This window comes from Streptomyces hamibioticus (genome assembly GCF_047946815.1).
In the GTDB taxonomy this organism is placed as follows: domain Bacteria; phylum Actinomycetota; class Actinomycetes; order Streptomycetales; family Streptomycetaceae; genus Streptomyces.
This window is the reverse complement of the sequence record NZ_JBKKQY010000001.1, coordinates 4,063,331-4,090,282: the sequence shown is the minus strand read 5'-3', so window position 1 is coordinate 4,090,282 and position 26,952 is coordinate 4,063,331. Positions and strand designations below refer to the sequence as shown.

Here is a 26,952-nt window from a genome sequence, read left to right as displayed (position 1 = left end):
CGGCCCACACTCCCCGGTCCCGGACGCGCCCGAGGGCGGCACCCCCGGCCGTGGCCAGGAGTGCCGCCCTCGGTACGGAAGGACGGAACCGATCCCCGGAAGGATCAGAAGTCCATGTCACCGCCCGGCATGCCGCCGCCGGCCGGGGCCGCGGCCTTCTCCGGCTTGTCGGCGATGACGGCCTCGGTGGTGAGGAACAGCGCGGCGATGGAGGCGGCGTTCTGCAGCGCGGAACGGGTCACCTTCGCCGGGTCGATGATGCCCTCGGCGATCATGTCGACGTACTCGCCGGTCGCGGCGTTCAGGCCGTGGCCGACGGTCAGGTTGCGGACCTTCTCCACGACGACGCCGCCCTCGAGACCACCGTTGACGGCGATCTGCTTCAGCGGGGCCTCCAGGGCGAGCTTCACGGCGTTGGCGCCGGTCGCCTCGTCACCCTCCAGCTCCAGCTTCTCGAAGACCTGGGAGGCCTGGAGCAGGGCCACGCCACCACCGGCGACGATGCCCTCCTCGACGGCCGCCTTGGCGTTGCGGACGGCGTCCTCGATGCGGTGCTTGCGCTCCTTGAGCTCGACCTCGGTGGCGGCACCGGCCTTGATGACGGCCACGCCGCCGGCCAGCTTCGCCAGGCGCTCCTGGAGCTTCTCGCGGTCGTAGTCCGAGTCGCTGTTCTCGATCTCGGCGCGGATCTGGTTGACGCGGCCGTTGACCTGGTCGGTGGAGCCGGCGCCGTCGACGATGGTGGTCTCGTCCTTGGTGATGACGACCTTGCGGGCGCGGCCCAGGAGGTCCAGGGTCGCGTTCTCCAGCTTGAGGCCGACCTCCTCGGAGATGACCTCGCCGCCCGTGAGGATGGCGATGTCGCCGAGCATGGCCTTGCGGCGGTCGCCGAAGCCCGGGGCCTTGACGGCGACGGACTTGAAGGTGCCGCGGATCTTGTTGACGACCAGGGTCGACAGGGCCTCGCCCTCGACGTCCTCGGCGATGATCAGCAGCGGCTTGCCCGACTGCATGACCTTCTCCAGGAGCGGGAGCAGGTCCTTGACGTTGGAGATCTTGGAGTTCGCGATCAGGATGTACGGGTCGTCGAGGACGGCCTCCATACGCTCCATGTCGGTGGCGAAGTACGCCGAGATGTAGCCCTTGTCGAAGCGCATACCCTCGGTGAGCTCCAGCTCCAGACCGAAGGTCTGGGACTCCTCGACGGTGATGACGCCTTCCTTGCCGACCTTGTCCATGGCCTCGGCGATCAGCTCGCCGATCTGGGTGTCGGCGGCGGAGATGGAGGCCGTGGAGGCGATCTGCTCCTTGGTCTCGACGTCCTTCGCCTGCTCCAGCAGGGCGGCGGAGACGGCCTCGACGGCCTTCTCGATACCGCGCTTCAGGGCCATCGGGTTGGCGCCGGCGGCGACGTTGCGCAGGCCCTCCTTGACCAGGGCCTGGGCGAGAACGGTCGCCGTGGTCGTACCGTCACCGGCGACGTCGTCCGTCTTCTTGGCGACTTCCTTGACCAGCTCGGCGCCGATCTTCTCGTACGGGTCCTCGAGCTCGATCTCCTTGGCGATGGACACGCCGTCGTTGGTGATCGTGGGCGCGCCCCACTTCTTCTCGAGGACGACGTTGCGGCCCTTGGGGCCGAGCGTCACCTTCACGGCGTCCGCGAGCTGGTTCATGCCGCGCTCGAGGCCGCGCCGCGCCTCCTCGTCGAACGCGATGATCTTGGCCATGTGAAGTGGTCCCTCCAGGACTGGGGGTGATTCCTTCGGACCGCGCCCGCGCCCGCGACGGACGGCTCGCAGGCCTTGTGGTTCCTTGCCCCACCCGGCCCGCGGGCCTCACCGACCCGGTCCTTCGCTGTCACTCTCACCTTCAGAGTGCTAACGCCAATGATTAGCACTCGACCCGTCCGAGTGCAAGGTGCGCCCGCGAAGCGGGCACGTCCCCGGACATGCCGGAGGGCCCACACCCTGCCGGGTGCGGACCCTCCGGAGAAGACCGTTCGCTGCGGTCGGACGCGCGTATCAGGCGGTGACGCGCACCATGTCGGCCTGCGGGCCCTTCTGACCCTGCGAGATCTCGAACTCGACCCGCTGGCCCTCTTCAAGGGTGCGGTAGCCGTCCATCTGGATCGCGCTGTAGTGGACGAAAACATCCGCACCACCGTCGACCGCGATGAAGCCGTACCCCTTCTCCGCGTTGAACCACTTGACGGTGCCCTGAGCCATGCCTAACTCCCCTATTACTGGCCCTTGCACAGATCCACACTTCGCGGATCCGGGTCAGACCTCACCCCCCAACGGATGGGGGCGTGCGCCGGAACGCGTCGACCGCGGCTGAATGTATCTGTCCAACTGCCGTCTGCAACAGGTCAATCGGACGAGAATTCTGGACGGACCCGGTCCGGAATATGGCGAGAATTCGTGCGATTCCAGGGCAAGTCGGGCCGGACGAACGGCGCAAAAGCCGCGAAAGACACCCACAGTTTGGCTACATCTTGTCGGGCGTACGGCAGGAATTCAGGGTTTCCGACCTTGCGGTCGGGAGCGCGTTCCCCAACTCTACCGCGCTCAATCACACGGAATTGCCCCCTCCGCATCTCTCACGGAGGGGGCAATAGGGGAAACCCTATGTCACCGACATTACCGTCGGTAACGGAAACGCCGGTTCAGCCGCCGGCGACCGCCGGGATGATGGACACGCCGGCCCCGTCGGGGGTCGCGGTCTCCAGGCCCTGCTCGAAGCGGACGTCGTCGTCGTTGACGTACACGTTGACGAACCGGCGCAGCTTGCCCTGGTCGTCCAGCACCCGGGCGGCGATGCCGGCGTGGTTCTTCTCCAGGTCCGAGATGACCTCGGAGAGGGTGGCGCCCTCGGCGCTCACTTCGGCCTGGCCGCCGGTGTAGGTGCGCAGGATGGTCGGGATACGAACGGTCACGCTCATGCGAGGCCAGCCTCTCGGAAGGAGTCCAGGTTCGGGCGGATGGTGGCGGTGAGGCCGGTGCCGGCCACCGCGTCGAGGGTCTTGAGGCCGTCACCGGTGTTGAGGACGACGGTCGTCAGCGCCGGGTCGAGCGCGCCGCTGTCGATGAGCTTCCTCGTCACGCCGACCGTCACACCGCCCGCCGTCTCCGCGAAGATGCCCTCGGTCCGGGCGAGCAGCCTGATCGCGTCGACCACCTGCTCGTCCGTCACGTCCTCCACCGCGCCGCCGGTGCGGCGGGCGATGTCCAGGACGTACGGGCCGTCCGCCGGGTTGCCGATGGCCAGCGACTTGGCGATGGTGTTCGGCTTCTGGGGACGGACGACGTCGTGCCCGGCCTTGAAGGCCGCGGACACCGGCGAGCAGCCCTCGGCCTGCGCGCCGAAGATCTTGTACGGCTTGTCCTCGACCAGCCCGAGCGCGATCAGTTCCTGCAGCCCCTTGTCGATCTTCGTGAGCTGGGAGCCGGAGGCGATCGGCACCACGATCTGGTCGGGCAGCTGCCAGCCGAGCTGCTCGCAGATCTCGTACGCCAGGGTCTTGGAGCCCTCCGCGTAGTACGGCCGCAGGTTGACGTTGACGAAGCCCCAGCCCTCGCCGGCCGGGTCGCCGATCAGCTCGGAGCAGAAGCGGTTCACGTCGTCGTAGTTGCCCTCGATGCCGACCAGCTCGCCGCCGTAGACGGCGGCCATGACGACCTTGCCCTGCTCCAGGTCGTGCGGGATGAACACGCAGGAGCGGAAGCCGGCGCGGGCGGCGGCGGCGCCGACGGCGCCGGCCAGGTTGCCGGTGGAGGAGCAGGACAGGGTGGTGAAGCCGAAGGCGCGCGCGGCCTCCAGGGCCTGGGCGACGACCCGGTCCTTGAAGGAGTGGGTCGGGTTGCCGGAGTCGTCCTTGATGTAGAGCCCGCCGGTGACGCCCAGCTCGCGGGCGAGGTTGTCGGCCTTGACCAGCGCGGTCCAGCCCGGGTTCAGGTTGGGCTTGCCGGCGACGTCGGCCGGGACCGGCAGGAGCGGCGCGTAGCGCCAGATGTTCGCGGGGCCCGCCTCGATGCGCTTACGGAGTTCCTCGGTGTCGGCCTTCGAGCCGACACCGAAGTCGTAGGCGATCTCCAGCGGGCCGAAACACTCCTGGCAGGCGAAGACCGGGCCGAGTGGCACGCGGTGGCCGCACTCCCGGCAGGAGAGTGCCACGGCGGGGCCGAGGTCGACGGAGGTGGCGGGAGCGGTGGAGTCGGTGGTGCTTGCGACAGTCTGCACAGCCATGTGAGGCGAGGCCCTTTCTCCTCATCTTCCTCACGACGCACTTCGCCGTGAGACGGATTTGGCACCTTCCCTAGCCGGGAGCCTCGCACCTTCACGAGACCGACTGGAGGGTTGCCGGGGCTTCATCGGGCCGTGTCCCTCTGCCCCTCTGGATGAGCTGTATGAAGTTTTCGGACGCGGAGACCCCGACATGCGACGGTCATCCGCGTTGTTCAAGACTGTAACCGAAGGCCATGACCGTTGAGATAGTCGTCCGAACCGCGAGACGGACCCACAGGGAGGAGCCGCCGACCGTGCTGGAGGAAGTCGAGCGCTGGCTGACCGCCCGCTCCTGGTCCGCGGCCGACCGGCCGCTGCACCAGATCATGGCGGCGAAGCGGGCCGGCGGCCAGTCGGTCAGCGTCGTGCTCCCGGCTCTGAACGAGGAGGAGACCGTCGGCGACATCGTCGCGGTGATCCGGCACGACCTGATGGAGCAGCTGCCGCTGGTCGACGAGATCGTGGTCGTCGACTCCGGCTCCACCGACCGTACGCCTCAGGTGGCCGCCGCGGCGGGCGCCCGGGTCGTGCACCGCGACGCGATCCTGCCCCGCATCCCGGCCGTGCCCGGCAAGGGGGAGGTGCTGTGGCGCTCGCTGCTGGTGACCAGCGGGGACATCGTCTGCTTCGTCGACGCCGACCTGCGCGACTTCTCCTCCGGCTTCGTCTCCGGGATCGTCGGCCCGCTGCTCACCGACCCGGACGTGGCCCTGGTGAAGGCCATGTACGACCGTCCGCTCGGCGCCGCGCCCGGTCAGGGCGGCCGGGTCACCGAGCTGATGGCCCGCCCGCTGCTGAACATGCACTGGCCGCAGCTGGCCGGCTTCGTCCAGCCGCTCGGCGGCGAGTACGCCGCCCGCCGCTCCCTGCTGGAGCAGCTGCCCTTCCCCGTCGGCTACGGCGTGGAGCTGGGCATGCTGGTCGACGCCCTGCACCTGGTGGGCCTGGACGCGCTCGCCCAGGTGGACGTCGGGGTGCGCAGGCACCGCCACCAGGACGGCCAGGCCCTGGGCCGGATGGCCGCCGCCATCTACCGCACCGCCCAGCTCCGGCTGGCCCGCGGCCACCTGGTCCGCCCGTCCCTCACCCAGTTCGAACGCGCCGAGGACGGCTTCGAGCCGCGCACGTACTCCGTGGACACGGAGGAGCGTCCGCCGATGGCGGAGGTTCCGGAGTACGCGGCGCGGAAGGTGGCGTGACCCCGGCCGGCGCCGGCGGCCAAGGCCGTCGGCGGGCGTGGGTCACCTGACCGAATTGCCGCCGGGTTCACCCCCGGGAACGTTTGAGCGTTTCGGGGCCGGGCTACGTTGTGGCTTATGGCTTCGACGTTCGGTACTGCTCAGGTGCTGGTGGCTTCCAACCGTGGGCCGGTCTCGTACGAGGTACGGGAGGACGGTTCCCTGCACGCCAGGCGCGGCGGCGGCGGGCTGGTCTCCGGGCTCTCGGCGATCGGGCCGGACGCCGGGGCGCTGTGGGTGTGCTCGGCGCTCGGGGACGGGGACCGGGAGGCGGTGCGGCGCGGGGTCGGCGAGGACGGCGTGCGGATGCTGGACATTCCGGCCGACGTGCACGCCGACGCGTACAACGGCATCGCCAACTCCGTGCTGTGGTTCGTGCACCACATGCTCTACCAGACGCCGCTGGAGCCGGTGTTCGACGCGGAGTTCCGGCGGCAGTGGGCGTCGTACGAGGCGTACAACCGGGCCTTCGCCGAGGCGCTGGCCGAGGAGGCGGCCGAGGGCGCGGTCGCGATCGTGCAGGACTACCACCTGACGCTGGTGCCGGGCATGCTGCGGGCGCTGCGGCCGGACCTGCGCATCGGCCACTTCTCGCACACGCCCTGGGCTCCGGTGGAGTACTTCCGGATGCTGCCCGACGACATCGCCGAGCAGGTGCTGCGCGGGATGCTGGGCGCGGACCGGCTCGGGTTCCTGACGCAGCGGTGGGCGCAGGCTTTCACCGGGTGCTGCGAGGCGCTCGTCGGCGGGCTCGGCGACACCCGGATCGGCGTGCACGGGCTGGGCGCCGACGGGGACTTCCTGCGGCGGCGGTCGCACGAGGCCGATGTGGACGAGCGGATGGCGGCGCTGCGGGAGGAGATCGGCACCGACCCGGACGGGAACGCCCGGAAGACGATCGTCCGGGTGGACCGGACGGAGCTGTCCAAGAACATCGTGCGGGGGCTGCTGGCGTACCGGCAGCTGCTTGCGGACCGGCCGGAGTGGCGCGAGCGGGTGGTGCACGTCGCGTTCGCGTACCCGTCGCGGCAGGACCTCGCGGTGTACCGCGACTACACGGCCGAGGTGCGGCGGGTCGCGGAGTCGGTCAACGCGGAGTTCGGGACGGCCGGGTGGACGCCGGTGGTGCTGCACGTGAAGGACGACTTCGCGCGGTCGCTGGCGGCCTACCGGCTGGCCGACGTGGCGCTGGTGAACCCGATCCGGGACGGGATGAACCTCGTCGCGAAGGAGGTGCCGGTCGTCTCCGACGAGGGGTGCGTGCTGGTGCTGTCGCGGGAGGCCGGGGCGTACGAGGAACTGGGCGAGGACGCGGTCGTCGTCAATCCGTACGACGTGACGCAGACGGCGAGCGCCCTGCACCGGGCGCTGACCACCGGTGCGGGAGAACGGGCCGAGCGGACCAAGCGGCTGGCCGCGGCGGCGACCGCGCTGCCGCCGGGGCGGTGGTTCCTGGAGCAGCTGGAGGCGCTGCGGGGCTGATGCCGGCCGCCGGTCACCGCCCGGCCGCCCGCCGGGCCCTGCGGTGGCCGAGCAGGGCGAGCGCCGCGGCGAGGACCGCCGAGGCGAGCAGCTGGGCGCGGGTCGGCGCGGTGGTGACCATCAGGACCATGACCGCCAGGACGCCGCCCGCGGTGATCCGGCCGGTGGCCCTGAGCGCCGGGCTGCGGCGCGGCAGCGTGCGGCTGAGCAGGAGGTAGGAGACGGCGACCGCCGACCACAACTGCCGTTCTAAGACCTGGTGGACAGCGTCGTCGCCAGGGCCCGCAGCAGCGCGACCACGCCCTCCGGGCCCTTCACCACCACGTCCGCCCGCTCCCTCAGCCGCGTCACCTCGTCGCTGCCGCTGCACACCAGGACGCCCGGGACGCCGTCGGTGCGCAGGGCGTCGACCGCCGCGAAGGCCGGGAGGTCGCCGAGGTCGTCGCCGGCGTAGAGGACCGACTCGGCGCCGGTCCGGCGGACGTGCTCGCGCAGCGCGACGCCCTTGTCCATGCCCGGCGGGCGGAGTTCCAGGACCATCCGGCCGGGCTCCACGATGAGGCCGTGGCGGGCGGCCAGGTCGGTGAGCGGGGCGCGCAGGGCCTCGAAGGCGGCCTGCGGATCGTCGGCACGGCGGGTGTGGACGGCCACCGAGCGGCCCTTCTCCTCGACCCACGTCCCCCGCCACGCACCGGCCCGGTCCAGCACCCCGGGCAGCTCGGCGCGGACGGCGGCGACGCCGGGGTGCGGCTCCGGCGCGGTGACCGCCCCGGTCGCGGCGTCCCACCGCTCGGCGCCGTAGTGGCCGAGGACGACGAGGTGCTCCAGGCCGGCCACGCCCGCGAAGCCGCCGTTGCGGACGGCGACGTCGACCGGGCGGCCGGTGACCACCGCGACGGAGGCGACCTCGGGGGCGAGGGCCACCAGCGCGGGGACGGCGTCCGGGTGGGCGCGGGCCTGTTCGGGGTCGGCGACGATCGGGGCGAGCGTGCCGTCGAAGTCCAGCGCGATCACCGCGCGGCCGGGGCGCGCGAGGATGGCGTCCAGACCGTCGCGGCCCGCCTCGGTGGCCGGCTCCGGCAGGTCGTCTGCGAAAGAGGTCGAGGGTTCCGTGTGGCTGCCCATGGGGCGAACCTATCCCGCAAGCGCCTCGCGCACGCCTCGCCCGGTCGCCTTCCGGACGTCCGGCGGCCGGGCGGCCGGCCTCAGCGCTCCGCCCGGCGGGTCTCCCGGACCCGCCGGAGCCGGTTCACCGTCACCGGGTCCGCCGCCAGCGCCCGCGGGTCGTCCAGCAGGGCGTTGAGCAGCTGGTAGTAGCGGACCGGGGCGAGGCCCAGCTCCTCGCGTATCGCCCGCTCCTTCGCGCCGGGGCCGGGGAAGCCGCGGCGCTCCAGGGCGAGGATGTCCCGCTCCCGCTGTCCCAGCCGCTGCCCGTCGCCCACGTCGCCCACCATGTCCAGAACCGTAACGCCGGGCACCGACACCGCGCGCGGCCCTACTCCGCGCTCTCGGTCCGCACCGCCGTCGCCTGGATCAGCCCCAGTACGGACTTGGGGTCGCCGTCGGAGCCGACCGCCTGGCCGATGCGCTTCTTGATGTCCGCGCTGACCGACGCCCAGGACGTCTTGCCGACCGGGTACAGCTCGGAGAGCACCAGCTCCTTCAGGAACGGCCTGAGGTGCTTGTCCTCCTCGGCCGTGCTCATGGTCTCGGAGGCGGAGGTGGTGACCGGCAGCAGGTCGTAGCGGCGGGAGAAGTCGAGCACGTTCTCCTCGCTGTAGACGAAGTCGAGGAAGTCGCCGATCTGCTCCTGGTGGCCGTTCTCCTTGAAGGCCGTCATCCAGTCGGCGACGCCCAGCGTGCGCCGGCTCGGCCCGTCGATGCCGGGGGTCGGCACCATGCCGAACTTCACGCCCTTGTCGGCGGCCGTCTTCATCAGCGTGGGGTGGCCGTTGAGCATGCCGACGTCACCGGCGGCGAACGCGGCGAACGCGTCGGCGCGGTTCAGCTTCCCCGGCGCGACCGGGCCGGTGAGGCCCTTGCCGACCAGCTCGTCCTTGAGCCAGGTGAAGGTGCCGACGTTGCGCACGGAGTCGATGCTGTAGGTGCCGACGGTGTCGGTGTAGCCGCCCCCGCCGCTGAGCAGCCACTGGAGGGTCTCGGCCGGCGCCTCCTCGGGGCCCAGCGGCAGCGCGTACGGGAACTTCACGCCCTCCGCCTCGAGCGCCTCGGCGGCCTCGACGAGGTCGTCCCAGCTCTCGGGAGGGGTGATGCCGGCGTCCTCGAAGAGGCTCTTGTTGTAGAACAGCACGCGCGTGGAGGCCGCGAACGGCATCCCGTACTGCACTCCGTTGACCTGGCCCGCGCCGGCGAGCTGGGAGACGAAGTCGGCCTGGGTCTGGATGGAGAGCAGGTCGTCGGCCCGGTAGAGGAGGTCGTCGGCCGCGTAGTCGGCGTAGGCGCCGATCTGCGCCATGTCGGGCGCCTCGCCGGCCCGGACCATCTCGCGGACCTTGCGGTCGACGTCGTTCCACGAGTGGACGGTGACGTCGACGTGCACGCCGGGGTGGTCGGCCTCGTAGGCCTCGACCAGTTCGTCCCAGTACTTCTGCGAGCCGGTGGCCTTGCTGTCGCCGTAGTCGGCGGCGACCAGCCTCAGCGTCACCTCGTCCGTGTCACCGGTGATCCCGCAGCCACCGAGGACCGCCGTCATGCCCAGTGCGGACACCACCGCGATCGTTCCTGTCCTACGCCGCTGCACTGATCCCTGCCCCAACCCTGCCGGCTCTGTTCGGTTACCGGATTAAGGTCTACACCACGCGAGTGGACTAGACCTCTTGCGGGTGTACGGGCCACACTGTCCCCGTGAGACATGTCATCGCCCTCGATGTGGGCGGCACCGGGATGAAGGCCGCCCTGGTCGGGGCCGACGGCGAGCTGCTGCACCAGGCCCGCCGGGCCACCGGGCGCGACCACGGCCCCGAGGCGATCGTCGCGGGCATCCTGGACTTCGCCGCCGACCTGCGCGCGCACGGCGCCGAGCGGTTCGGCGAGCACGCCGCCGCGGCCGGTGTCGCCGTCCCCGGCATCGTCGACGAGGAGCGCGGCACCGCCGTCTACGCGGCCAACCTCGGCTGGCGCGACGTCCCCCTGCGCGCCCTGCTGGCCGAGCGGCTCGGCGGCGTGCCGGTCGCCCTCGGCCACGACGTGCGCACCGGCGGGCTGGCCGAGGGCCGGATCGGGGCCGGGCGGGGCGCCGACCGGTTCCTGTTCGTACCGCTGGGCACCGGTATCGCGGGCGCCATCGGCATCGACGGCCGGGTGGAGGCGGGCGCGCACGGCTTCGCGGGCGAGATCGGCCACATCGTCGTACGCCCCGGCGGCGCGTCCTGTCCGTGCGGGCAGCGCGGCTGTCTGGAGCGGTTCGCCTCGGCGGCGGCGGTCGGCCGGGCCTGGGCCGAGGCCTGCGGGGACCCGGACGCGGACGCCGCCGACTGCGCCAAGGCCGTCGCGTCCGGGGACGTACGGGCCGAGCGGGTGTGGCGGGAGGCGGTGGACGCGCTCGCCGACGGGCTGGTCACCGCCCTCACCCTGCTGGACCCGCGCACCCTGATCATCGGTGGCGGCCTCGCCGAGGCGGGGGAAACCTTGTTCACACCGCTGCGCGACGCCGTGCGGCGGCGCGTCACCTTCCAGAAGCTGCCGGACGTCGTCCCCGCCGCCCTGGGCGACACCGCCGGCTGCCTCGGCGCCGGGCTGCTGGCCTGGGACCTGCTCCGCCCGACTCCCCCGACCACTGCGGCGACCGCTGCGGCGACCGCGACTCCTCCGGAGGTAACCGCCTGATGGCCCCCAGCAAGGTTCTCGCCGGTGCCCGGGTGGTGCTGCCCACCGGGACCGTGGACGACGGCCGCGTGCTCGTCGACGGCACGCGGATCGCGGACACGGCGCCCCCGGACGCGGAGACCGTCGACCTGGCCGGCCACTGGGTGGTCCCCGGCTTCGTCGACATCCACAACCACGGCGGCGGCGGCGCCTCCTTCGCCGGCGGCACCGCCGAGGACGTCCTCAAGGGCGTCCACACCCACCGCCTGCACGGCACCACCACGGTGGTCGCCTCCGCCGTCACCGGTGACCTGGACTTCCTCGCCCGGCACGCCGGGATGCTCGCGGAGCTGGCCCAGCAGGGCGACATCGCCGGCATCCACTTCGAGGGGCCGTTCATCTCCCCGTGCCGCAAGGGCGCCCACGACGAGGCGCTGCTGCGCGACCCGGACCCGGCCGAGGTCCGCAAGCTGATCGACGCCGCGCACGGCCACGCCAAGATGATGACGCTGGCCACCGAGCTGCCGGGCGGCCTGGACTCCGTACGGCTGCTCGCCGAGCACGGCGTGATCGCGGCGGTCGGCCACACCGACGCCAGCTACGAGCAGACGGTCGAGGCCATCGAGGCGGGCGCGACGGTCGCCACCCATCTGTTCAACGCGATGCCGCCGGTCGGTCACCGCGCCCCCGGCCCGATCACCGCCCTGCTGGAGGACGAGCGGGTCACGGTCGAGCTGATCAACGACGGCGTCCATCTGCACCCGGCCGCCCTCCAGCTGGCCTTCCACCACGCCGGGGCCGCGCGGGTCGCCTTCATCACCGACGCGATGGACGCGGCCGGCTTCGGCGACGGCCGCTACATGCTCGGCACGCTGGAGGTCGAGGTCGCCGACGGTGTGGCCCGGCTGGTCGAGGGCGGCTCCATCGCCGGCTCCACGCTCACCCTGGACCGCGCCCTCAAGCGGGCGGTGACGGTGGACGGCATCCCGGTCGAGGACGCGGTCGCGGCGCTGTCCGCCAACCCGGCCCGGCTGCTCGGGATGGCCGACCGGATCGGCTCGCTGGATCCCGGCAAGGACGCCGACCTGGTGGTCCTGGACGCCGGTTTCGACGTGGTGGGCGTGATGCGCCGGGGCGCATGGGTGGTCTCTCCCCGACTGGGCTGATCCGTCCCCCGGTCCGGGAGACGGTGGCCGACGCGGGACTGGGCCGACCGCCGTCCGTTTGGCATGATCGTGTCTTTAGGGCCGTGCGGAACACGTGCCCTCAGGAACAGGCACTCGCAGGCAATCGGGGGAGGTCGGCCCGGGTGATCCTCACGGTCACACTGAACACCGCTCTCGACATCACCTATCGCGTACGAGGGCTGCGCCCCCACGCTTCGCACCGGGTCACCGAGGTCACCGAACGGCCCGGCGGCAAGGGCCTGAACGTGGCCCGGGTGCTGGCGGCCCTCGGCCACGAGGTGACGGTCACCGGCTTCACGGGCGGCGCCACGGGGCGCTGCGTGCAGGAACGGCTCACGGGGATGTCCGGGGTGGTGGACGCGCTGGTGCCGGTGGCGGGCACGACCCGGCGCACGATCGCCGTGGTCGACGAGCTGACCGGCGACACCACCCAGCTCAACGAGCCGGGCCCGACGGTCACGCCCGCGGAGTGGTCCGCCTTCCAGGAGGCGTACCAGGGTCTGCTGGCCGGCGCCGACGCGGTCGCCCTGTGCGGCAGCCTGCCGCCGGGCGTGCCGGTGGGCGCGTACGCGGGGCTGGTGCGCACCGCGCGGGCGGCCGGTGTCCCCGTACTGCTGGACACCAGTGGCGAGCCGCTGCGCCGGGCGGTCGCCGCCCGCCCCGATGTGATCAAGCCGAACGCCGAGGAACTGGCCGAGCTGACCGGCGCGCACGAGCCGCTGCGGGCCACGCAGGACGCCCGGCGGCGCGGCGCCCGCTCCGTGATCGCCTCCCTGGGCGCCGACGGCCTGCTGGCGCTGACCCCGGAGGGCCACTGGCGGGCCGCTCCGCCCGACCGCGTCCACGGCAACCCGACCGGCGCCGGCGACTCGGCGGTCGCGGGCCTGCTGTCGGGCCTGGTGGAGCGCCTCCCCTGGCCGGACCGCCTGACCCGCGCGGTCGCCCTGTCGGCGGCGACGGTGCTGGCGCCGGTGGCGGGCGAGTTCGACCGGGGGGCGTACAAGGACCTGCTCGGCCGGGTAGCGGTGACCGTCGAGGCCACCGCCGCCTGAATCCGGCCCCGTGCGATCGACTACTTCGCGTAGACCGCGATCCCCGTGACGGTGCCGGGGTTGTCCGAGTAGGTGCCCGGCTGCAGGGTGACCAGCTTCGTGCCGGCGCCGCAGCCGTGCGTGATCTTCCAGAACTCGATCTTGTAGGCTGTCTGGTTCGAGACCGACCTGGCGGTCTTGAAGGGGTAGCAGGCGGGTGTTACGGACATGACAGTCCGGGTCCCGGTCCTGTTCTTCCCCGACCATCCGCAGACATTGCCTTTGGGGCAGTATTGGGATCAGCCGCCGCAGCCGGTGTGGCAAAGGAACCGCCCAGTAACGCCCCGGTCACGGCCACGGTGGTCAGGCTCTTCTTGAGCATGCTCATACGAAGCTCCGCACGTTCTTGATCAACAGGTGCCGAGACTGCACCCAGGGGTAACGTGACTGCACCAGTGATCAACTCGCCATCGACCGGCCGGTTCTGCGGGGCGCACGGACCCACATCCGGCGCTCGCCGTCATGCGGTCAGCTCGACGGTTCGTCCGTCAGCCAGAACTGGTCGAGGACGGCGTTGCACTGGTTGCCCTCGTTGCACGCCAGCTCGACCGTGTTGGTGCCCTCGGTGAGGTTCACGTTGGCCCAGGTGGTCTTCCAGCCCTTTTCCCAGTCGCCCTTGGGGGTGCCGCCGAAGTTCTTCATGTTCAGCGGCCGGGCCTCCGGCTTGCCGTTGACCACCAGGGTGGCGTCGGCGTCCTCGCCCGGGGTGCCGTAGCCCACGTACAGCCGGTATGCGCCGGCCTCCTTGATGCCGTCGACGGTCCAGGTGACCTTGGCTCCCACCTTGTTGAAGCCGCCCACGTACACCCCGCCGTCGGCCTTCGCGCCCTCGATGTCCGAGGCGACGGTCGCGCCGCCGGACAGGCGCAGCGCCTTCGCGTCTATCGCGGGCAGCTCCACCTCGTCCTCGGCGCTGCTGCTCGCCGACGGGCTCGGCTTGCTGCTCTGGGACTGGGTCGGGGCCGGGCCGGCCTGGTCGTCGGTCTTGCCCTCCTCCGGGTCGCCGCCCGCCATGGCGACGCCGATGCCGACGACGACCGCGGCGACCACCGCGATGGCGCCGATCAGCAGCCCCTTGGTGTTGGGGCCGCGGCGCCCGCCGCCCCCGCCGCCGTGCGCCGACTGGTGCTGGACGGTGGCGGCGCCCCCGCCGCCGGGGAACGTCTCCGGCGCGGCGTAGTGCGGGTGGGGACGACCGTAGGCGCCCTGCTGCGGCGGGGCGGCCTGCGCGGCGGCCGGGGCCTGCTGGCCGTACTGCCGTGAGCCGACCGTCCGCACCCGGTTGACCGAGTTGGGGTAGCCGTAGCCACCGGACGGCGGCTGGGCCCCGTTGGCCTGCCCGTCGGCGTAGAGGTAGCCGAACGGGTCGTCGTCCTCGGGCGTGCTCGCGCCGTTGTTGCCGGGCGTCATCCCTAGGTCTCCTCATCAGGTGCGGTGCATGTGCGATACGAGTCGTGAGAGGCGAGCCTACCCGCTTCCGCTGCCCCGAATGGGTGACTCAGCCCGCATCAACCCGCTGACCTGGGGATCATCCGGCGCGGCGATGCTGTTTGGGACGAGATCGTTTCTCGACGTACATCCGTTCGTCAGCGGATTTCAACACTTCGTCGGCCGTCATTCCGCAATGGGCCCATCCGATGCCGAAGCTGGCGCCCACGCGGACGGCCCGTCCCTCGGCCCGGATCGGCTGGATGATCTCGTTGCGCAGCCGTACCGCGAGGTCCTGCGCGTCGGCCCGGCCGAGCCCGTCGGCGAGGATGACGAATTCGTCACCACCGAGCCGGGCGACCGTGTCGCCGTCCCGGACTCCGCCGGACAGCCTTCGGGCGACCTCGATCAGGACGGCGTCGCCCGCGTTGTGCCCGAACCGGTCGTTGATCGACTTGAAGCCGTCGAGGTCGCAGAAGAGCACCGCGAGCCCCTTGGTGCCGTCGTCCCGGCCGCTGTCGGGGGCGATGGTGTGCACATGGTGGTCGTAGGCGTCGTACGGCTCCGGGCCGGACGGGAAGTCGAAGCGGTGGCCGCCGGAGTCGTAGCCGGGATGGCCGTAGGCGGCGTCCATGGCGTCCATGGCGTCCAGCGCGGTGGGGTGCTCGGACTGGGGGCGCTGGCACAGGCGGGCGGCGAGCCGGGCGCGCAGTTCGGCGGAGTTCGGCAGGCCGGTGAGGGAGTCGTGGGAGGCGCGGTGGGCGAGCTGGAGCTCGCGGCGCTTGCGTTCCTCGATGTCCTCGACGTGGGTGAGCAGGAAGCGGGGGCCGTCGGCGGCGTCGGCGACGACGGAGTTGCGGAGGCTGACCCAGACGTAGCTGCCGTCGCGTCGCCCGAGGCGCAGCTCGGCCCGGCCGCCCTCGGCGGAGGTGCGCAGCAGGGTGCCTATGTCCTCGGGGTGGACGAGGTCGGAGAAGGAGTAGCGGCGCATCGCGGAGGCGGGGCGGCCGAGCAGACGGCACAGCGCGTCGTTGGTGCGCAGGATGCGGCCGTGCTGGTCGCCGCCCATCTCGGCGATGGCCATGCCGGAGGGGGCGTACTCGAAGGCCTGCCGGAAGCTCTCCTCGCTGGCCCGGAGCGCCTGCTGTTCGCGCTCCAGCCGGACCAGGGCGCGCTGCATGTTGGAGCGGAGCCGGGCGTTGCTGATGGCGATGGCGGCCTGGAAGGCGTACATCTGCAGAGCCTCGCGGCCCCAGGCGCCGGGCCGGCGGCCGTTGCGCGGGCGGTCCACGGACAGGACGCCGATCAGCTCGCCGCTGGAGCCGCCGCCCTGCGGGCCGGGTGCGTACATCGGGGCGAAGAGGCGGTCGGCCGGGTGCCACTCGTCGTCGAAGCGGGGCGCGGGACCGTCGGTGTACCACTGCGGGACGTCGTCGTCGTCGAGGATCCAGCCCTCGGTGTGGGGTATGAAGACCAGGTCGCCCCACTGCTCGCCCATGGCCAGCCGCCGGTCCCAGGACTCGCGGGAGCCCACGCGGCCGGTGATGAGGGCCTCGGCGGCCTGGTTCCCGGAGAAGGCGGCGACGACGAGGTCGCCGTCGGGGCGCACGAGGTTGACGCACGCCAGTTCGTACCCGAGGGCGTGGACGGCGCCGTCGGCGACGGTCTGCAGGGTGTCGGCGAGGCTGCGGGCCGTGTTCATGTCGGCCATGACCTGGTGCAGTTGCCGCAGGGACGCAAGACGGACGTAGGGCTCCGACTCGGTCTCCATGCTCGCCCTCCCCCCGAGACCTCGTTGCGAATCAGGGACGTCTCCGGCGCCTTGTCTTCGGTGGTGCCTCGCGTCGTCTTCGGTGGTGCCTCGCGGCTTCCCCGCCACTGAATCACAGCGCGCTGCCCACTCGGTACACAGGGTCAACAATTCCTGCCCCTTGTGACTCAAGTCACAGCGAAAGGTGAACAATTGAGTCGTGTTTCTGCGTTTTTCCCGTGCGTTTACTGAACACAAAGTGGCGGAGGCGCTCGTGCCGCGGTCCTAGGACCCGACCGGGACCGGGGCCCGATGCGGGGCGGCGTATGCGGCGATTAGCGTGGCGGGGTGCCGAACACTTCCGCCGCCGCCTCCTCCTCCGCACCGTTCCCGTACCCGGCCGCCGGGCATGCTGAGGGGGTGAGCAACGACGAGTTCCGTGCCGCCATGTCCCGGCTGGCCTCGGGCGTGGTCCTGGTGACCGCACGGGAGGCGCCGCTGGACCCGGACGACCCCCAGGCGCCGAGCGGTGAGGACGTGGGCATGACGGCGACGGCGTTCGTCTCGGTCTCCCTGGACCCGCCGCTGGTGCTGGTCAGCCTGCGCGACGGCTCGCGCATGGACGACCTGCTCGCCGAGCAGCCGCTGTGGGGAGTCTCCGTGCTGTCCGAGAGCCAGCGGCACATCGCCGGCCGGTTCGCGATGAAGGGCCGGGTCAGCGACCGGCTCCTGTTCGAGGACATCCCCTACGTACGCGGTGAGGCGTCCGAAGCGCTGCTGGTGGGCGGCGCGCTGGCGACCCTGGAGTGCCGCACCGAACAGCGCGTGCGGGCCGGTGACCACACGCTGGTGATCGGCCACGTCCTGACCGCCCGGCTCCCGAGCCCGGCCGGCCGGCCGCTGGCGTACTTCCGGGGCCGCTACCGGCACCTGAGCTGAGGACCACGGCCGGCGGCGCCGGTCAGCCCCAGTTCTTCGGGGAGCGGCCCCGCTTGGTCTCCGAGCGCTGCTTCTTCTCCCTCAGCCGGCGTTCGTTGATGCCGCGCGGGATGCGGGTGGGTCTGCGGGGCTTGGGCGGCGGCGCGGTGGCCTCGGCGAGCAGGGCCGCCAGGCGTACGGCGGCGGCCTCGCGGTTGCGCCACTGGGAGCGGTGCTCGGAGGCGCGGACGCTGACGATCCCGTCGGTCAGCCGCCCGGCCAGCCGTTGCAGCGCCCGCTGCTTCCACACCTCGGGCAGGGCCTCGGTGCGGGCCAGGTCGAAGCGCAGCTCCACCTGGGAATCGGTGGTGTTGACGTGCTGCCCGCCGGGCCCCGAGGAACGCGAGAAACGCCACGTCAGCTCGGCCTCGGGAAGCGAGACGGAGCCGCGAATGGGGTACGGACCGGACATGCCGTCCATGTTCCCGCCCGTGACCGGCTCACGTCACCCGAATATCGCGGGTAAAGAAAGTAAAGGGACCTGGAACCTTGCGGGCCCCCCGCGTCGTTCATAGGGGTAGCTGTAGCTTTCTTGCGGTACAGCTCTTGCCGTACGCACACGAGGGAAGGGACTCCCAACAATGGCTGTAAGCCTGTCCAAGGGTGGCAACGTCTCGCTCACCAAGGAGGCTCCGGGCCTGACCGCTGTCACCGTGGGCCTCGGCTGGGACGTCCGCACCACCACGGGCACGGACTTCGACCTCGACGCGTCGGCGATCGCGGTCAACACGCAGGGCAAGGTCTACTCGGACGCCCACTTCGTCTTCTTCAACAACAAGCAGACGCCGGACAACTCGATCGTCCACACCGGCGACAACCGCACCGGCGAGGGCGCCGGCGACGACGAGGCGATCAACGTCGACCTCGCCGCCCTCCCGGCCGACATCGACAAGATCGTCTTCCCGGTCTCCATCTACGACGCCGAGAACCGCTCGCAGAACTTCGGCCAGGTCCGCAACGCCTACATCCGCATCGTCAACCAGGCCGGCGGCGCCGAGATCGCCCGCTACGACCTGTCCGAGGACGCGGCGACGGAGACGGCGATGGTCTTCGGCGAGCTGTACCGCAACGGCGCCGAGTGGAAGTTCCGCGCCGTCGGCCAGGGCTACGCCTCGGGCCTGGTCGGCATCGCCCAGGACTTCGGCGTGAACGTCTGAGGCCGGCAGGCACCAGCAGTCAGGCCCCCCGGGTCCGCCCGGGGGGCCTTTCTCCTGCGCGGTGGCCCTTCTCCTGCGCAGGCCTCGCGTAGGCGGGCCCTTCGCCGCCTGCGCGGGCCTTTCGCCTGCACGGCCCGGGCGGATGCTCCGTCCGCGCCCGTCCATAGGCTGCCCGCATGCAGCTCACCCCGCTCTCCCGCACCGCCGACGGCCGCATCCCGGCCCCCCTCCTCGCCGAACTCACCGCCCTCTACGCCACCCAGCGCGCCTTCCACGCCCTCAGCGGCGACTTCCCCGACCCGGACGACATCCGCCCGGAGCAGGTGGCGACGGCGCCGGCCGAGGAACTGGCACGGCCGGACGCGGAGGTGCTGCTGGCCCGCGACGACGGCCGGCTCGCGGGCGTGGTGATCACCCTCGGCCGGCATCCCGACCCGGCCGACCCGGACCCCTGGATCGGGCTGCTGATGGTGGACGCGGGGCTGCGGCGGCAGGGGTACGGCAGACGGATCGCCACGCTCGTCGAGGACCGCTTCCGCGCCGCCAGCCACGGCGCCGTGCGGCTCGCCGTGCTCGACGGCAACGACGACGGCCTGGCCTTCTGGACCGCCCTCGGTTACGAGGTCCTCGGCCACCGGCCCGACCGGGAGCGCGGGCGCCCGTGCGCGGTGCTGCGCAAGGCGCTGCGCACCCCGCGCCGCGCGGCCCGGGTCGCCGTGCTCGACCCGGAGGGCGCGGTCTTCCTGTTCCGGTACGACAACGTCGAGGTGGGCGTGCACTGGGCCATGCCCGGCGGTGGTCTGGACGCCGGTGAGGCACCCCGCGAGGGCGCCCTGCGCGAACTGCGCGAGGAGACCGGCTGGACCGACCTGGAGCCCGGGCCCCTGCTGTGCACCTGGGAACACGACTTCACGCACCTGAGCGTCGGACCGGTCCGCCAGCACGAGCACATCTACCTGGCCCACGGTCCCCGCCGCGAACCGACCGGCGCCCACCTGACCGCCGCGCACGCCGAGGACGGCATCCTCACGTGGCGCTGGTGGTCCCGGAAGGAACTCGCCGACGCCCCCGAGCCGCTGTGGCCGCCGGACCTGGCCCGCCTGCTCGACGCGGCGGAGGGCTGAGCGGGTCCCGCCCGGTCCGTCAGGGGTGCTCCGGTCTGCCGTCGCCGTACAGCCAGTCCTCCCAGATCCGGGTGAAGTCCGCGTCCGGCGCGCTGCGTTCGACGTAGGCCGTGAAGTCGTCGGTGTCCGCGTTCCCGTGCCGGTGGGCGGACGCCCAGCCCTTCAGCAGGTCCTGGAAGGCGTCGTCACCGACCTTCTGGCGGATCTTGTGCAGGACCATCGCGCCGCGCTGGTAGACGGGGGCGGCCGAGATGTGTGCCGCGTCGGGCGGGTCGGCGGGCGGGAAGGCCCAGATCTCCGCGTCCGCGTCCGCCCCGGCGGAGGAGCGGCCGGCGTACAGCGCGTCGAAGATCTCCTCGGCGCTGTCGCCGCCGTGGTCCTCCTGCCACAGCCACTCCGCGTACGTCGCGAAGCCCTCGCTGAGCCACATGTCCCGCCAGGTCTCGGGGGAGACGGAGTCGCCGTACCACTGGTGGGCCAGCTCGTGGACGAGCAGGGCGGTGTCCGGTGCCCCGGGGAACACCGGCCGGGTCTGGGTCTCCAGGGCGTACCCGATGTCGTACGGGCGGTCGACGACCGCGCCCGCGGTGGAGAACGGGTACGGACCGAAGCGGTCCTCGGCCCAGGCGATGACGTCGGGGATCTTCGACAGCACCGGGCGGCTCTCCCGTACCTGCTCCGGATCGACCGCGGTGAGGACGGTCAGGCCGTCCGGGGTCCTGGAGCGGCGGACGTCCCAGTCGCCGATCGCCACCATGGCCAGATAGCTCGCCATCGGCTCGGCCGCGCGCCAGCGGTACGTCGTCCGGCCCCGTACGGTCCGCTCTCCGGCCGGCTCGCCGTTGGAGATCGCCGCCAGGCCCTCCGGCACGGTCACCGCCAGGTCGTACGACGCCTTGTCGGAGGGGTGGTGGTTGCCCGGGAACCACGCCATGGACCCCGTCGGCTGCCCCAGCGCCAGCGCCCCGTCGGCGGTGCGCAGCCAGCCCTCCTGCGAACCGTCGGGGTCGGTGATCGTCACCGGGGAGCCGGAGTAGCGGACGGTGACACGGAACGTCCGGCCCTCGTCTAGGTCGTCGGGCGGACGGACGGTCACTTCCTGGCCGGTGTGGTTGAAGCGGGCCTCGCGGCCCTCGACGGTGACCCGCCCGACGCGCAGGCCCTTGAGGTCCAGGTTGAACGCGGACAGGTCCTCGGTGGCGCGGGCGGTGACGGTCGCCGTACCGGTGAGACGGTGATCGCCGGGGTCGTAGGCGAGGTCGAGGGCGTAGTGGGTGACGTCGTAGCCGCCGTTGCCCGCCTTCGGGAAGTACGGATCACGCACGCCGGAGCCGCCGGGATCGCCGTGCACGCCGCCGCACGCCACGAGGGCCACGGCGACGGTCACCACGGCGAGCGGACGGGAGAAGCGCACACCGTGATCCTATGGGGCGTTTCACGTGAAACGCCTGCTGGGAGGCTGCCGCTAGTCGGCCAGCGCCGCCGCGCCCGCCTGCGCGAACTTCTCGTCCAGCGTGCCGGACGGGGCGCCGGCCACCCCGATGCCGGCGATCGGGACGTTCTTCGCGGTGACCGGGACGCCGCCGCCCAGGAACAGGGTGCCCGGGATGTCCTTCAGGTTGGGGGCCTGCTCCAGGCGCTCGGCCAGCTCCGAGGTGGGCGCGTTCCAGGACACGGCGGTGAACGCCTTGCGCTCGGCCGACTCGTAGGACTGCGGGCCGGCGCCGTCACCGCGCAGGGTGAGGATCGTGTTGCCGTTGCGGTCGACGACGGCCACGGTGATCCGCTGGTTCTCCTTGGCGGCGGCCTTCAGCGCGGCCTGCGCGGCCTCGGTGGCGGCGCCAATGGTCAGGTGGGTGGAGGTGGTGGTGGCGTCCCGGTCGACGGCGGACGCGCGGGCGGCGACCGGAGCGGACTCCGAAGCGGACTCCGGAGCGGCGTTCGCGGCCACCGTGCCGAAGGTGCCGGCGGCGACGGCCGCCAGAACCGCGCCGCCGGTGGCGATGCGGGCACGCCGGGAGAGGGTCCTGCGGGTCTTGTTCATACTCGTCTGCTCCTTGGAGTCGGCCGGGCGGCCCCTGCGGTCCGGCTGCCCGTCTGCTCTCCAGCCTCGGCCCCCGCGCCCCGCCGGACCGTCGGCGTTCCGGCTGCTCACCGGGGGCGGAACCGAGGACCCGGGGGTCATCCGATCGGCTGACCCACCGGGGCCCGCGCGGCGATGACAATGAGGGTGTTTGCCCAGTTCGACTCGGTGACCGCGGGGTCTGTGGAACACCGCGGTCACCGGCGGCCATGGATCCGCGGAAGGAGGTGCGCCCGATGCCGAAGCCGGACGACCCGGACGCCCGCTGGCTCGGTGCCGTCATGCACGTGGCGTTCTTCCTGCTGCTCGGCGGTGCCCTGGCCCGCTTCCTGATCCGGCACCCGGGCGATCCGATCACCCCGTGGATCATCGCCCTGTCCGTCGTCCTGGCCCTGCTGCACCTGCTCGGGCCCGTCCTCGGCGGCGCCGGGCCGCGGCCCAGGTGACGGCGGCCGGCCTGGCTCGGGGCGGTCGTCGTGGTGTGGATGGTGCTCGTCGTCCTCGCGCCCAGCTTCTCCTGGTGCGCGGTCCCGCTCTTCTACACCGGCCTGCGCACCCTGCCGGCGCGCGCGGCGCTCGCCCTGGTGGCGGTGCTGACGGTGTTCGTGGTCGCCGCGCAGTGGCGGCTCGCCGGGAGCTTCGACCCGAACCTGCTGCTCGCGACGCCCGCCGTCGCCGCCATCGCCGCGGCCGTGTTCCTGCGGGCCGAGCGGCAGACCGCCCGGCAGCGCGCCCTGATCGACGACCTGCTGCGCACCCGGCGCGAACTCGCCGCCTCCGAGCGCCGGGAGGGCACGCTCGCCGAACGCCAGCGGCTGTCCATGGAGATCCACGACACCCTCGCGCAGGGACTGTCCAGTCAGCGGATGCTGCTCCAGGCGGCGGAGCGGGTCTGGACGGCCGACCCGGACAAGGCGCGCGGGCACGTCCGGGCCGCCGCGTCCGTCGCCGAGCACAATCTCACCGAGGCCCGGCGGTTCGTGCACGACCTCGCCCCCGCCGACCTCGCCCGCGGGGGCGGCCTCGCGGCGGCGCTGCACGCGCTGGCGGAGCGCGAGTCGGGCGGGCACCTCGCCGTGCGGGTCCACGTCGAGGACGGCGGGCGGTCCCCGCTGCTGCCCGACCGCGTCCAGTCGGCCCTGCTGCGCATCGCCCAGGGCGCGCTGGCCAATGTCCGGGAACACGCCTCCGCCTCCCATGCCGAGGTCAGTCTCACTCTGCTCGACGACCAGGTCCTGCTGGACGTCACCGACGACGGCCGGGGCTTCGACCCCGCAGCGCCGTCCGAGTCCCCGCCGGGCGTGCGCGGGCACGGCCTGCCCGCCATGCGGGCCCGGCTGCGGCAGCTCGGCGGCACGCTGACCGTAGAGTCCGCGCCCGGCGAGGGCACGGTCCTGTCCGCCGCCGTTCCGCTGGAGGGCCCCCGATGAGCGCCGCTTCCGATCCCGCTTCCGGTTCCGAGCGCGGTTCCTCTTCCGGTTCCGGTTCCGGTTCCGGTTCCGAGGCTGGTGTAACTTCCGGTTCCGCTCCCGCTTCCGATTCCAGTGCCGGGGCTGGTGCCTCTTCCGGTGCCGGTGCCGGTGCCACTTCCGGTGCCGATCCCGCTGCCGCTGCCGGTTCCGGTGCCGACCCCGGCTCCGCTCCGGTGCGCATCCTGGTCTGTGACGACCACGTCGTCGTACGCGCCGGACTGCACGCCCTGCTCGACAGCGCGCCCGGCATCGAGGTGGTCGGCGAGGCGGGCACCGGTGAGGAGGCGCTCGCCCTGGCGGCGCGGCTGCGTCCGGACGTGGTGCTGATGGACCTCCAGCTCGGCGCGGGCATCGACGGAGTCGAGACCACCCGCCGGCTCACCGCCGCCGGCCCCGTCGCGGGCCCGCACGTCCTGGTCCTGACCACGTACGACACGGACGCCGATATCACCCGGGCCATCGAGGCGGGCGCCACCGGCTATCTGCTGAAGGCGGAACGCCCGGACGAGCTGTTCGCCGCGATCCACGCCGCCGCGCAGGGCCGCACGGTGCTCTCCCCACCGGTCGCCAGCCGGGTGATGGCCAACCTGCGCAGCCCACGCCCCGCCCTCACCGGCCGCGAGCGCGACATCCTCACCCATCTCGCCCGCGGCCTCGGCAACCGCGAGATCGCCCGGGCCCTGTTCATCAGCGAGGCCACCGTCAAGACCCACCTGCGGCGCATCTACGACAAGCTCGGCGTCGACACCCGGGCGGGGGCGGTCGCGGTGGCGAAGGAGCAGCGGCTCCTGCCGTGACCCCGGCAGGAGGGAGCGGGCCGTGCCGCCGCGGCCGCCCGTCGCCGGGGCCGCCCATCGGCGGGGCCGGCAAAGGCAGTGGCCGGCGGGGCCCGCGGCCGGCCACGGGCATGACACCATCACCCCGTGCTCGACATCGGCTACGCCCTCTCCCCCCGTTTCCCGGACCCCCCGCAGACCGACTACCGGCGTGCGGACGTGCGCGCGCTGCGGCACGACCACCCCGCGCCCCGGTCAGCACCACGTCGAGCAGCCGGGCACGCGGCAGCGCCGTCCCGTCCAGCAGACAACCCGTCAGCGCGCAGTCCATGAACCGGGCGCCCGCCCCGTCCTGCCCCGTGAAGTGCGCACCCGCGAACTCCAGACCGTCGTAGTCCCCGTCCGGCTCCAGTCCCCCGCCCCCGTACGCCCCCAGCGGCCCGAGCCGCACCTCCGGACGCCGCGCCGCCCGCACCGCCGTACCGCCCACCGCTCTCCTCGCCCATGCCCCCATGCTGCAACCCGCCACTGACAACGCGCCCGACCTGCGCGAACGGCCGCCCCACCGGCCGATGTCACATTTGCGGACCCCGCACCGGTCGTACGGGCAGCAGCGCAGAACGACAGACGAGCCAGGGAGACTCCCAGATGCACCGGATCACCGTCATCGGCGGCGGCTTCGCCGGACTCACCGCGGCCATCACCGCCGCCGAAGCGGGCGCCAAGGTCACCCTCCACGAGGCCCACCACACCCTCGGCGGACGCGCCCGGACCGCCGAGGGCCCGTACCGTACGAACGACGGCCCGCACGCCCTCTACAACGGCGGCCCGCACTGGGTCTGGCTCCGGCAGCGCGACCTCATCGGCCCGCTCGCCCCCTTCCCCCCGCTGGAGGCGGCCCGGCTGCGTCTGCGGCACCACGGCACTCTGCGCCGCACCCCGCCGTTCGCCATGCTCAAGCTGCTGCGCCCCGGCGTCCGCCGGGCGCCGGTCGACGTCGACTTCCGCACCTGGGCGACCGGCGTCGCCGGTGAGGAGGGCGCCCGCGCCGCCGCCCACTACGCGGCCGTCGCCCTCTTCCACCACGACCCCGGGTCACTGTCCGCGGCGTTCGTGCAGGAACGGCTGCGCCGCGCCGCCAAGCTGCCGCCGGAGGCGCACTATCCGCGCGGCGGCTGGGGCAGCGTCATCGACCGCATGGCCGCCCGGGCCTGGAACCTCGGCGTCCGGATGGAGACGCTGTCCCGCGTCCACACCCTCCCGACCGACACCCCGGTCGTCGTCGCCACCTCCCTCGACGCCGCTCGCCGGCTGCTGGGCGACGACTCCCTGACCTGGCCGAGCGGCCGCACCGCCCTGCTCGACCTGGCCGTGCGGACCCGGCGCGGCGACGCCTTCGCCGTCTCCGACCTGGACGCGCCGGGCTGGATCGAGCGGTTCACCGCCCAGGACCGGACCCTGGCACCGGCGGGCGAGCAGCTGATCCAGGGGCAGATCCCCATCGGTCCCGGGGAACCGAGGTCGGCCGGCATCGCCCGCGCCGAACAGCTGCTCGATCTCGGGTGGGCGGGCTGGCGCGAGCGGGTCACCTGGCGGCGCGAGTCCGTCGCGAGCGGCCGTACCGGCGCCGTCGACCTGCCCGGTCTGACCTGGCGCGACCGGCCCGCCGTCGACCGCGGCGACGGCGTCTACCTCGCCGGCGACCAGGTGGCGGCCCCCGGCGTGCTGTCGGAGGTGTCGTTCACCAGCGCCCTGACGGCCGTGTCGCTGGCGCTCGGCCGACGGGAACTTGACCTCAAGCAAGCTTGAGGTCGTTGAGTGGCTCACGCCACCGACGACAGGTGGCCCCACCACCGACAACAGGTGGCCCAGCCACCGATGACAGGTGGTCCGCACCACCGCCGGCAGGCGGCCCGCACCACCGACGACAGGGGCTCCCATGCACGCCATCCGTCTGCACGCCTTCGGCCCGGCCGAGAACCTCACCCACGAGCAGGTCGAGGACCCGGTGCCGGGCCCGGGCCAGGTCCGCATCGCCGTCCGCGCGGCCGGCGTCCACCTCCTCGACACCGCCCTGCGCGAGGGCATACAGGGCCCCGCCCCCGAACCGCCCGCCCTGCCCACCGTCCCCGGCCGCGAGGTCGCCGGCGTCGTGGACGCCCTCGGCGACGGCACCGACGGCGGCTGGCTCGGCAAGCGCGTCGTCGCCCACCTCGGATTCGCGCCCGGGGGCTACGCCGAACTCGCCGTCACCGGCGCCGACCGCCTGCACGAGATCCCCGGCGGCCTGGACTTCGCCGCGGCCGTCGCCATGATCGGCACGGGCCGTACGGCGATGGGGATCGTGCAGTTCGCCGACCTCGGCCCCGAAGCGGTGGCCGTGATCCCGGCCGCCGCCGGCGGCATCGGCACCCTGCTCGTGCAGTACGCCAAGAACGCCGGCGCCACCGTCATCGGCCTCGCCGGCGGCCCGCGGAAGGTGGCCCGGGCCGAGGCGAACGGCGCCGACCTCGCCGTCGACTACCGGGCGGCCGGCTGGCCCGACAAGGTCCGCGCCCACCTCGGCGGACGGCCCGCCACCGTCGTCCTCGACGGCGTCGGCGGCGCCATCGCCCGCGAGGCCGTCGGCCTCCTCGGCCCCGGCGGCAGACACGTGGTCTTCGGCTGGTCCGGCGAGGGCCCGCACGACGGCGAGCCCTACCTCGTCGACGGCGTCTCCGAACAGGTCCTCGGTCCCGTGATGTTCCGGAAGACCGGCGGCCCCGACCCCGTACGCACCCTCGAACTCCGCGCCCTCGCCGAGGCCGCCGAGGGCCGCCTCACGCCCGCCGTCCAGCGCTTCCCGCTCGCCGAGGCCGCCGCCGCCCACCGGGCGCTGGAGACCCGCGGCACGATCGGGAAGGTGGTCCTGGAACCATGACCGGCGACAACAGGCGGGACACGAGGCGCGAGCCCGGGACCGGGACCGGGACCGGGGCCGGGACCGGGACCGGGGCCGGGGCCGGGGACGCGATACGTCCCGATCCATGGTCTTCTGGCCAGACGAGTGTCGCCCGGTCGGGTGAGGAAGCCACTCC

The 26,952-nt window shown here is 72.8% G+C and carries 24 protein-coding genes, 3 pseudogenes and 1 riboswitch; of the genes and pseudogenes, 12 read left to right on the top strand and 15 right to left on the bottom strand.

Annotation, left to right across the window (positions count from 1 at the left end):
- Positions 1-104: 104 nt before the first annotated feature.
- From groL to thrC, 4 genes are all read right to left on the bottom strand, one after another.
- Entirely contained in the window at positions 105-1,727 is a 1,623-nt protein-coding gene (gene groL / locus ACLGIH_RS18465) for a chaperonin GroEL (RefSeq protein ID WP_416526338.1), read from the bottom strand.
- Between the two features lie 294 nt (positions 1,728-2,021).
- Entirely contained in the window at positions 2,022-2,225 is a 204-nt protein-coding gene (locus ACLGIH_RS18460; RefSeq protein WP_004986573.1) for a cold-shock protein, read from the bottom strand.
- 440 nt (positions 2,226-2,665) lie between these two features.
- Positions 2,666-2,941: a MoaD/ThiS family protein gene (locus ACLGIH_RS18455; RefSeq protein WP_416526337.1), complete on the bottom strand. Its 276-nt coding sequence runs from the start codon at positions 2,939-2,941 to the stop codon at positions 2,666-2,668.
- Positions 2,938-4,245 carry a threonine synthase gene (gene thrC / locus ACLGIH_RS18450; protein ID WP_416526336.1) on the bottom strand — a complete coding sequence of 436 codons (1,308 nt, stop codon included), beginning with the start codon at positions 4,243-4,245 and terminating at the stop codon, positions 2,938-2,940. The genes ACLGIH_RS18455 and thrC overlap by 4 nt, the downstream gene beginning before the upstream one ends.
- 18 nt (positions 4,246-4,263) lie before the next feature.
- Positions 4,264-4,404: riboswitch (SAM riboswitch) on the bottom strand.
- Between the two features lie 134 nt (positions 4,405-4,538).
- Here thrC and ACLGIH_RS18445 point away from each other — a divergent pair.
- Positions 4,539-5,483, top strand: a complete 945-nt coding sequence (locus tag ACLGIH_RS18445; RefSeq protein ID WP_416526335.1) for a glucosyl-3-phosphoglycerate synthase — start codon at positions 4,539-4,541, stop codon at positions 5,481-5,483.
- A 117-nt stretch (positions 5,484-5,600) separates the two neighbouring features.
- Complete coding sequence (locus ACLGIH_RS18440; RefSeq protein ID WP_416526334.1) at positions 5,601-7,004, top strand: alpha,alpha-trehalose-phosphate synthase (UDP-forming); 1,404 nt, start codon at positions 5,601-5,603, stop codon at positions 7,002-7,004.
- A 13-nt stretch (positions 7,005-7,017) separates the two neighbouring features.
- Here ACLGIH_RS18440 and ACLGIH_RS18435 read toward each other — a convergent pair whose 3' ends face one another.
- The 4 genes from ACLGIH_RS18435 to ACLGIH_RS18420 all read right to left on the bottom strand — a co-directional run bounded on the left by ACLGIH_RS18435 (position 7,018) and on the right by ACLGIH_RS18420 (position 9,765).
- On the bottom strand, positions 7,018-7,245 hold the full coding sequence (locus tag ACLGIH_RS18435; RefSeq protein ID WP_416526333.1) for a hypothetical protein: 228 nt from the start codon (positions 7,243-7,245) through the stop codon (positions 7,018-7,020).
- Between the two features lie 8 nt (positions 7,246-7,253).
- The gene (gene otsB / locus ACLGIH_RS18430) at positions 7,254-8,129 is read right to left on the bottom strand and encodes a trehalose-phosphatase (RefSeq protein ID WP_416526332.1); all 876 of its coding nucleotides are present in this window, start codon (positions 8,127-8,129) and stop codon (positions 7,254-7,256) included.
- 80 nt (positions 8,130-8,209) lie between these two features.
- Complete coding sequence (locus tag ACLGIH_RS18425) at positions 8,210-8,458, bottom strand: DUF3263 domain-containing protein (RefSeq protein WP_416526331.1); 249 nt, start codon at positions 8,456-8,458, stop codon at positions 8,210-8,212.
- A gap of 41 nt (positions 8,459-8,499) precedes the next feature.
- Positions 8,500-9,765 carry an ABC transporter substrate-binding protein gene (locus tag ACLGIH_RS18420; protein WP_416526330.1) on the bottom strand — a complete coding sequence of 422 codons (1,266 nt, stop codon included), beginning with the start codon at positions 9,763-9,765 and terminating at the stop codon, positions 8,500-8,502.
- A gap of 104 nt (positions 9,766-9,869) precedes the next feature.
- Between ACLGIH_RS18420 and ACLGIH_RS18415 the strand changes: the two genes are divergently transcribed.
- From ACLGIH_RS18415 to ACLGIH_RS18405, 3 genes are all read left to right on the top strand, one after another.
- Positions 9,870-10,850: an ROK family protein gene (locus ACLGIH_RS18415; RefSeq protein WP_416526329.1), complete on the top strand. Its 981-nt coding sequence runs from the start codon at positions 9,870-9,872 to the stop codon at positions 10,848-10,850.
- The gene (nagA, locus tag ACLGIH_RS18410) at positions 10,850-11,995 is read left to right on the top strand and encodes an N-acetylglucosamine-6-phosphate deacetylase (RefSeq protein ID WP_416526328.1); all 1,146 of its coding nucleotides are present in this window, start codon (positions 10,850-10,852) and stop codon (positions 11,993-11,995) included. The genes ACLGIH_RS18415 and nagA overlap by 1 nt, the downstream gene beginning before the upstream one ends.
- Positions 11,996-12,138: 143 nt before the next feature.
- A complete protein-coding gene (locus ACLGIH_RS18405) occupies positions 12,139-13,068 on the top strand; it encodes a 1-phosphofructokinase family hexose kinase (protein WP_416526327.1) in 930 nt (309 codons plus the stop codon).
- Positions 13,069-13,088: 20 nt separating this feature from the next.
- Here ACLGIH_RS18405 and ACLGIH_RS18400 read toward each other — a convergent pair.
- From ACLGIH_RS18400 to cdgB, 3 genes and pseudogenes are all read right to left on the bottom strand, one after another.
- A pseudogene (locus ACLGIH_RS18400) lies at positions 13,089-13,331 on the bottom strand (hypothetical protein); the annotation flags it as partial.
- Between the two features lie 244 nt (positions 13,332-13,575).
- A complete protein-coding gene (locus tag ACLGIH_RS18395; RefSeq protein WP_416526326.1) occupies positions 13,576-14,517 on the bottom strand; it encodes a carbohydrate-binding protein in 942 nt (313 codons plus the stop codon).
- Positions 14,518-14,635: 118 nt separating this feature from the next.
- Positions 14,636-16,306 carry a diguanylate cyclase CdgB gene (gene cdgB, locus ACLGIH_RS18390; RefSeq protein ID WP_416526325.1) on the bottom strand — a complete coding sequence of 557 codons (1,671 nt, stop codon included), beginning with the start codon at positions 16,304-16,306 and terminating at the stop codon, positions 14,636-14,638.
- A gap of 399 nt (positions 16,307-16,705) precedes the next feature.
- Here cdgB and ACLGIH_RS18385 point away from each other — a divergent pair, with 399 nt between their 5' ends.
- Positions 16,706-17,224 carry a flavin reductase family protein gene (locus ACLGIH_RS18385; protein ID WP_416529417.1) on the top strand — a complete coding sequence of 173 codons (519 nt, stop codon included), beginning with the start codon at positions 16,706-16,708 and terminating at the stop codon, positions 17,222-17,224.
- Between the two features lie 22 nt (positions 17,225-17,246).
- Here ACLGIH_RS18385 and arfB read toward each other — a convergent pair whose 3' ends face one another.
- Entirely contained in the window at positions 17,247-17,684 is a 438-nt protein-coding gene (arfB, locus tag ACLGIH_RS18380; protein WP_416526324.1) for an alternative ribosome rescue aminoacyl-tRNA hydrolase ArfB, read from the bottom strand.
- A gap of 160 nt (positions 17,685-17,844) precedes the next feature.
- Between arfB and ACLGIH_RS18375 the strand changes: the two genes are divergently transcribed.
- Both ACLGIH_RS18375 and ACLGIH_RS18370 read left to right on the top strand, forming a co-directional pair.
- Positions 17,845-18,420 (top strand): TerD family protein, encoded by a 576-nt coding sequence (locus ACLGIH_RS18375; RefSeq protein ID WP_333935295.1) that lies wholly within the window; start codon positions 17,845-17,847, stop codon positions 18,418-18,420.
- A 176-nt stretch (positions 18,421-18,596) separates the two neighbouring features.
- Positions 18,597-19,544 carry a bifunctional GNAT family N-acetyltransferase/NUDIX hydrolase gene (locus tag ACLGIH_RS18370; protein WP_416526323.1) on the top strand — a complete coding sequence of 316 codons (948 nt, stop codon included), beginning with the start codon at positions 18,597-18,599 and terminating at the stop codon, positions 19,542-19,544.
- Positions 19,545-19,563: 19 nt separating this feature from the next.
- Here the strand turns inward: ACLGIH_RS18370 and ACLGIH_RS18365 are convergent, their stop codons facing one another.
- Complete coding sequence (locus ACLGIH_RS18365) at positions 19,564-20,958, bottom strand: M1 family metallopeptidase (protein ID WP_416526322.1); 1,395 nt, start codon at positions 20,956-20,958, stop codon at positions 19,564-19,566.
- Positions 20,959-21,009: 51 nt separating this feature from the next.
- Positions 21,010-21,588 carry a GlcG/HbpS family heme-binding protein gene (locus ACLGIH_RS18360; protein WP_416526321.1) on the bottom strand — a complete coding sequence of 193 codons (579 nt, stop codon included), beginning with the start codon at positions 21,586-21,588 and terminating at the stop codon, positions 21,010-21,012.
- Between the two features lie 275 nt (positions 21,589-21,863).
- On the opposite strand from ACLGIH_RS18360, the pseudogene ACLGIH_RS18355 reads away from it, so the two are divergent.
- Together ACLGIH_RS18355 and ACLGIH_RS18350 are read left to right on the top strand one after the other, a co-directional pair.
- A pseudogene (locus tag ACLGIH_RS18355) lies at positions 21,864-23,057 on the top strand (sensor histidine kinase).
- A 215-nt stretch (positions 23,058-23,272) separates the two neighbouring features.
- Complete coding sequence (locus ACLGIH_RS18350; RefSeq protein ID WP_416526320.1) at positions 23,273-23,896, top strand: response regulator; 624 nt, start codon at positions 23,273-23,275, stop codon at positions 23,894-23,896.
- A 220-nt stretch (positions 23,897-24,116) separates the two neighbouring features.
- Here the strand turns inward: ACLGIH_RS18350 and ACLGIH_RS18345 are convergent.
- Positions 24,117-24,350 (bottom strand): annotated as a pseudogene (locus tag ACLGIH_RS18345) (pentapeptide repeat-containing protein); the annotation flags it as partial.
- A gap of 173 nt (positions 24,351-24,523) precedes the next feature.
- On the opposite strand from ACLGIH_RS18345, the gene ACLGIH_RS18340 reads away from it, so the two are divergent.
- Complete coding sequence (locus ACLGIH_RS18340) at positions 24,524-25,684, top strand: NAD(P)-binding protein (protein ID WP_416526319.1); 1,161 nt, start codon at positions 24,524-24,526, stop codon at positions 25,682-25,684.
- Between the two features lie 130 nt (positions 25,685-25,814).
- Positions 25,815-26,795 carry a zinc-binding dehydrogenase gene (locus ACLGIH_RS18335; protein ID WP_416526318.1) on the top strand — a complete coding sequence of 327 codons (981 nt, stop codon included), beginning with the start codon at positions 25,815-25,817 and terminating at the stop codon, positions 26,793-26,795.
- Positions 26,796-26,952: the final 157 nt, after the last annotated feature.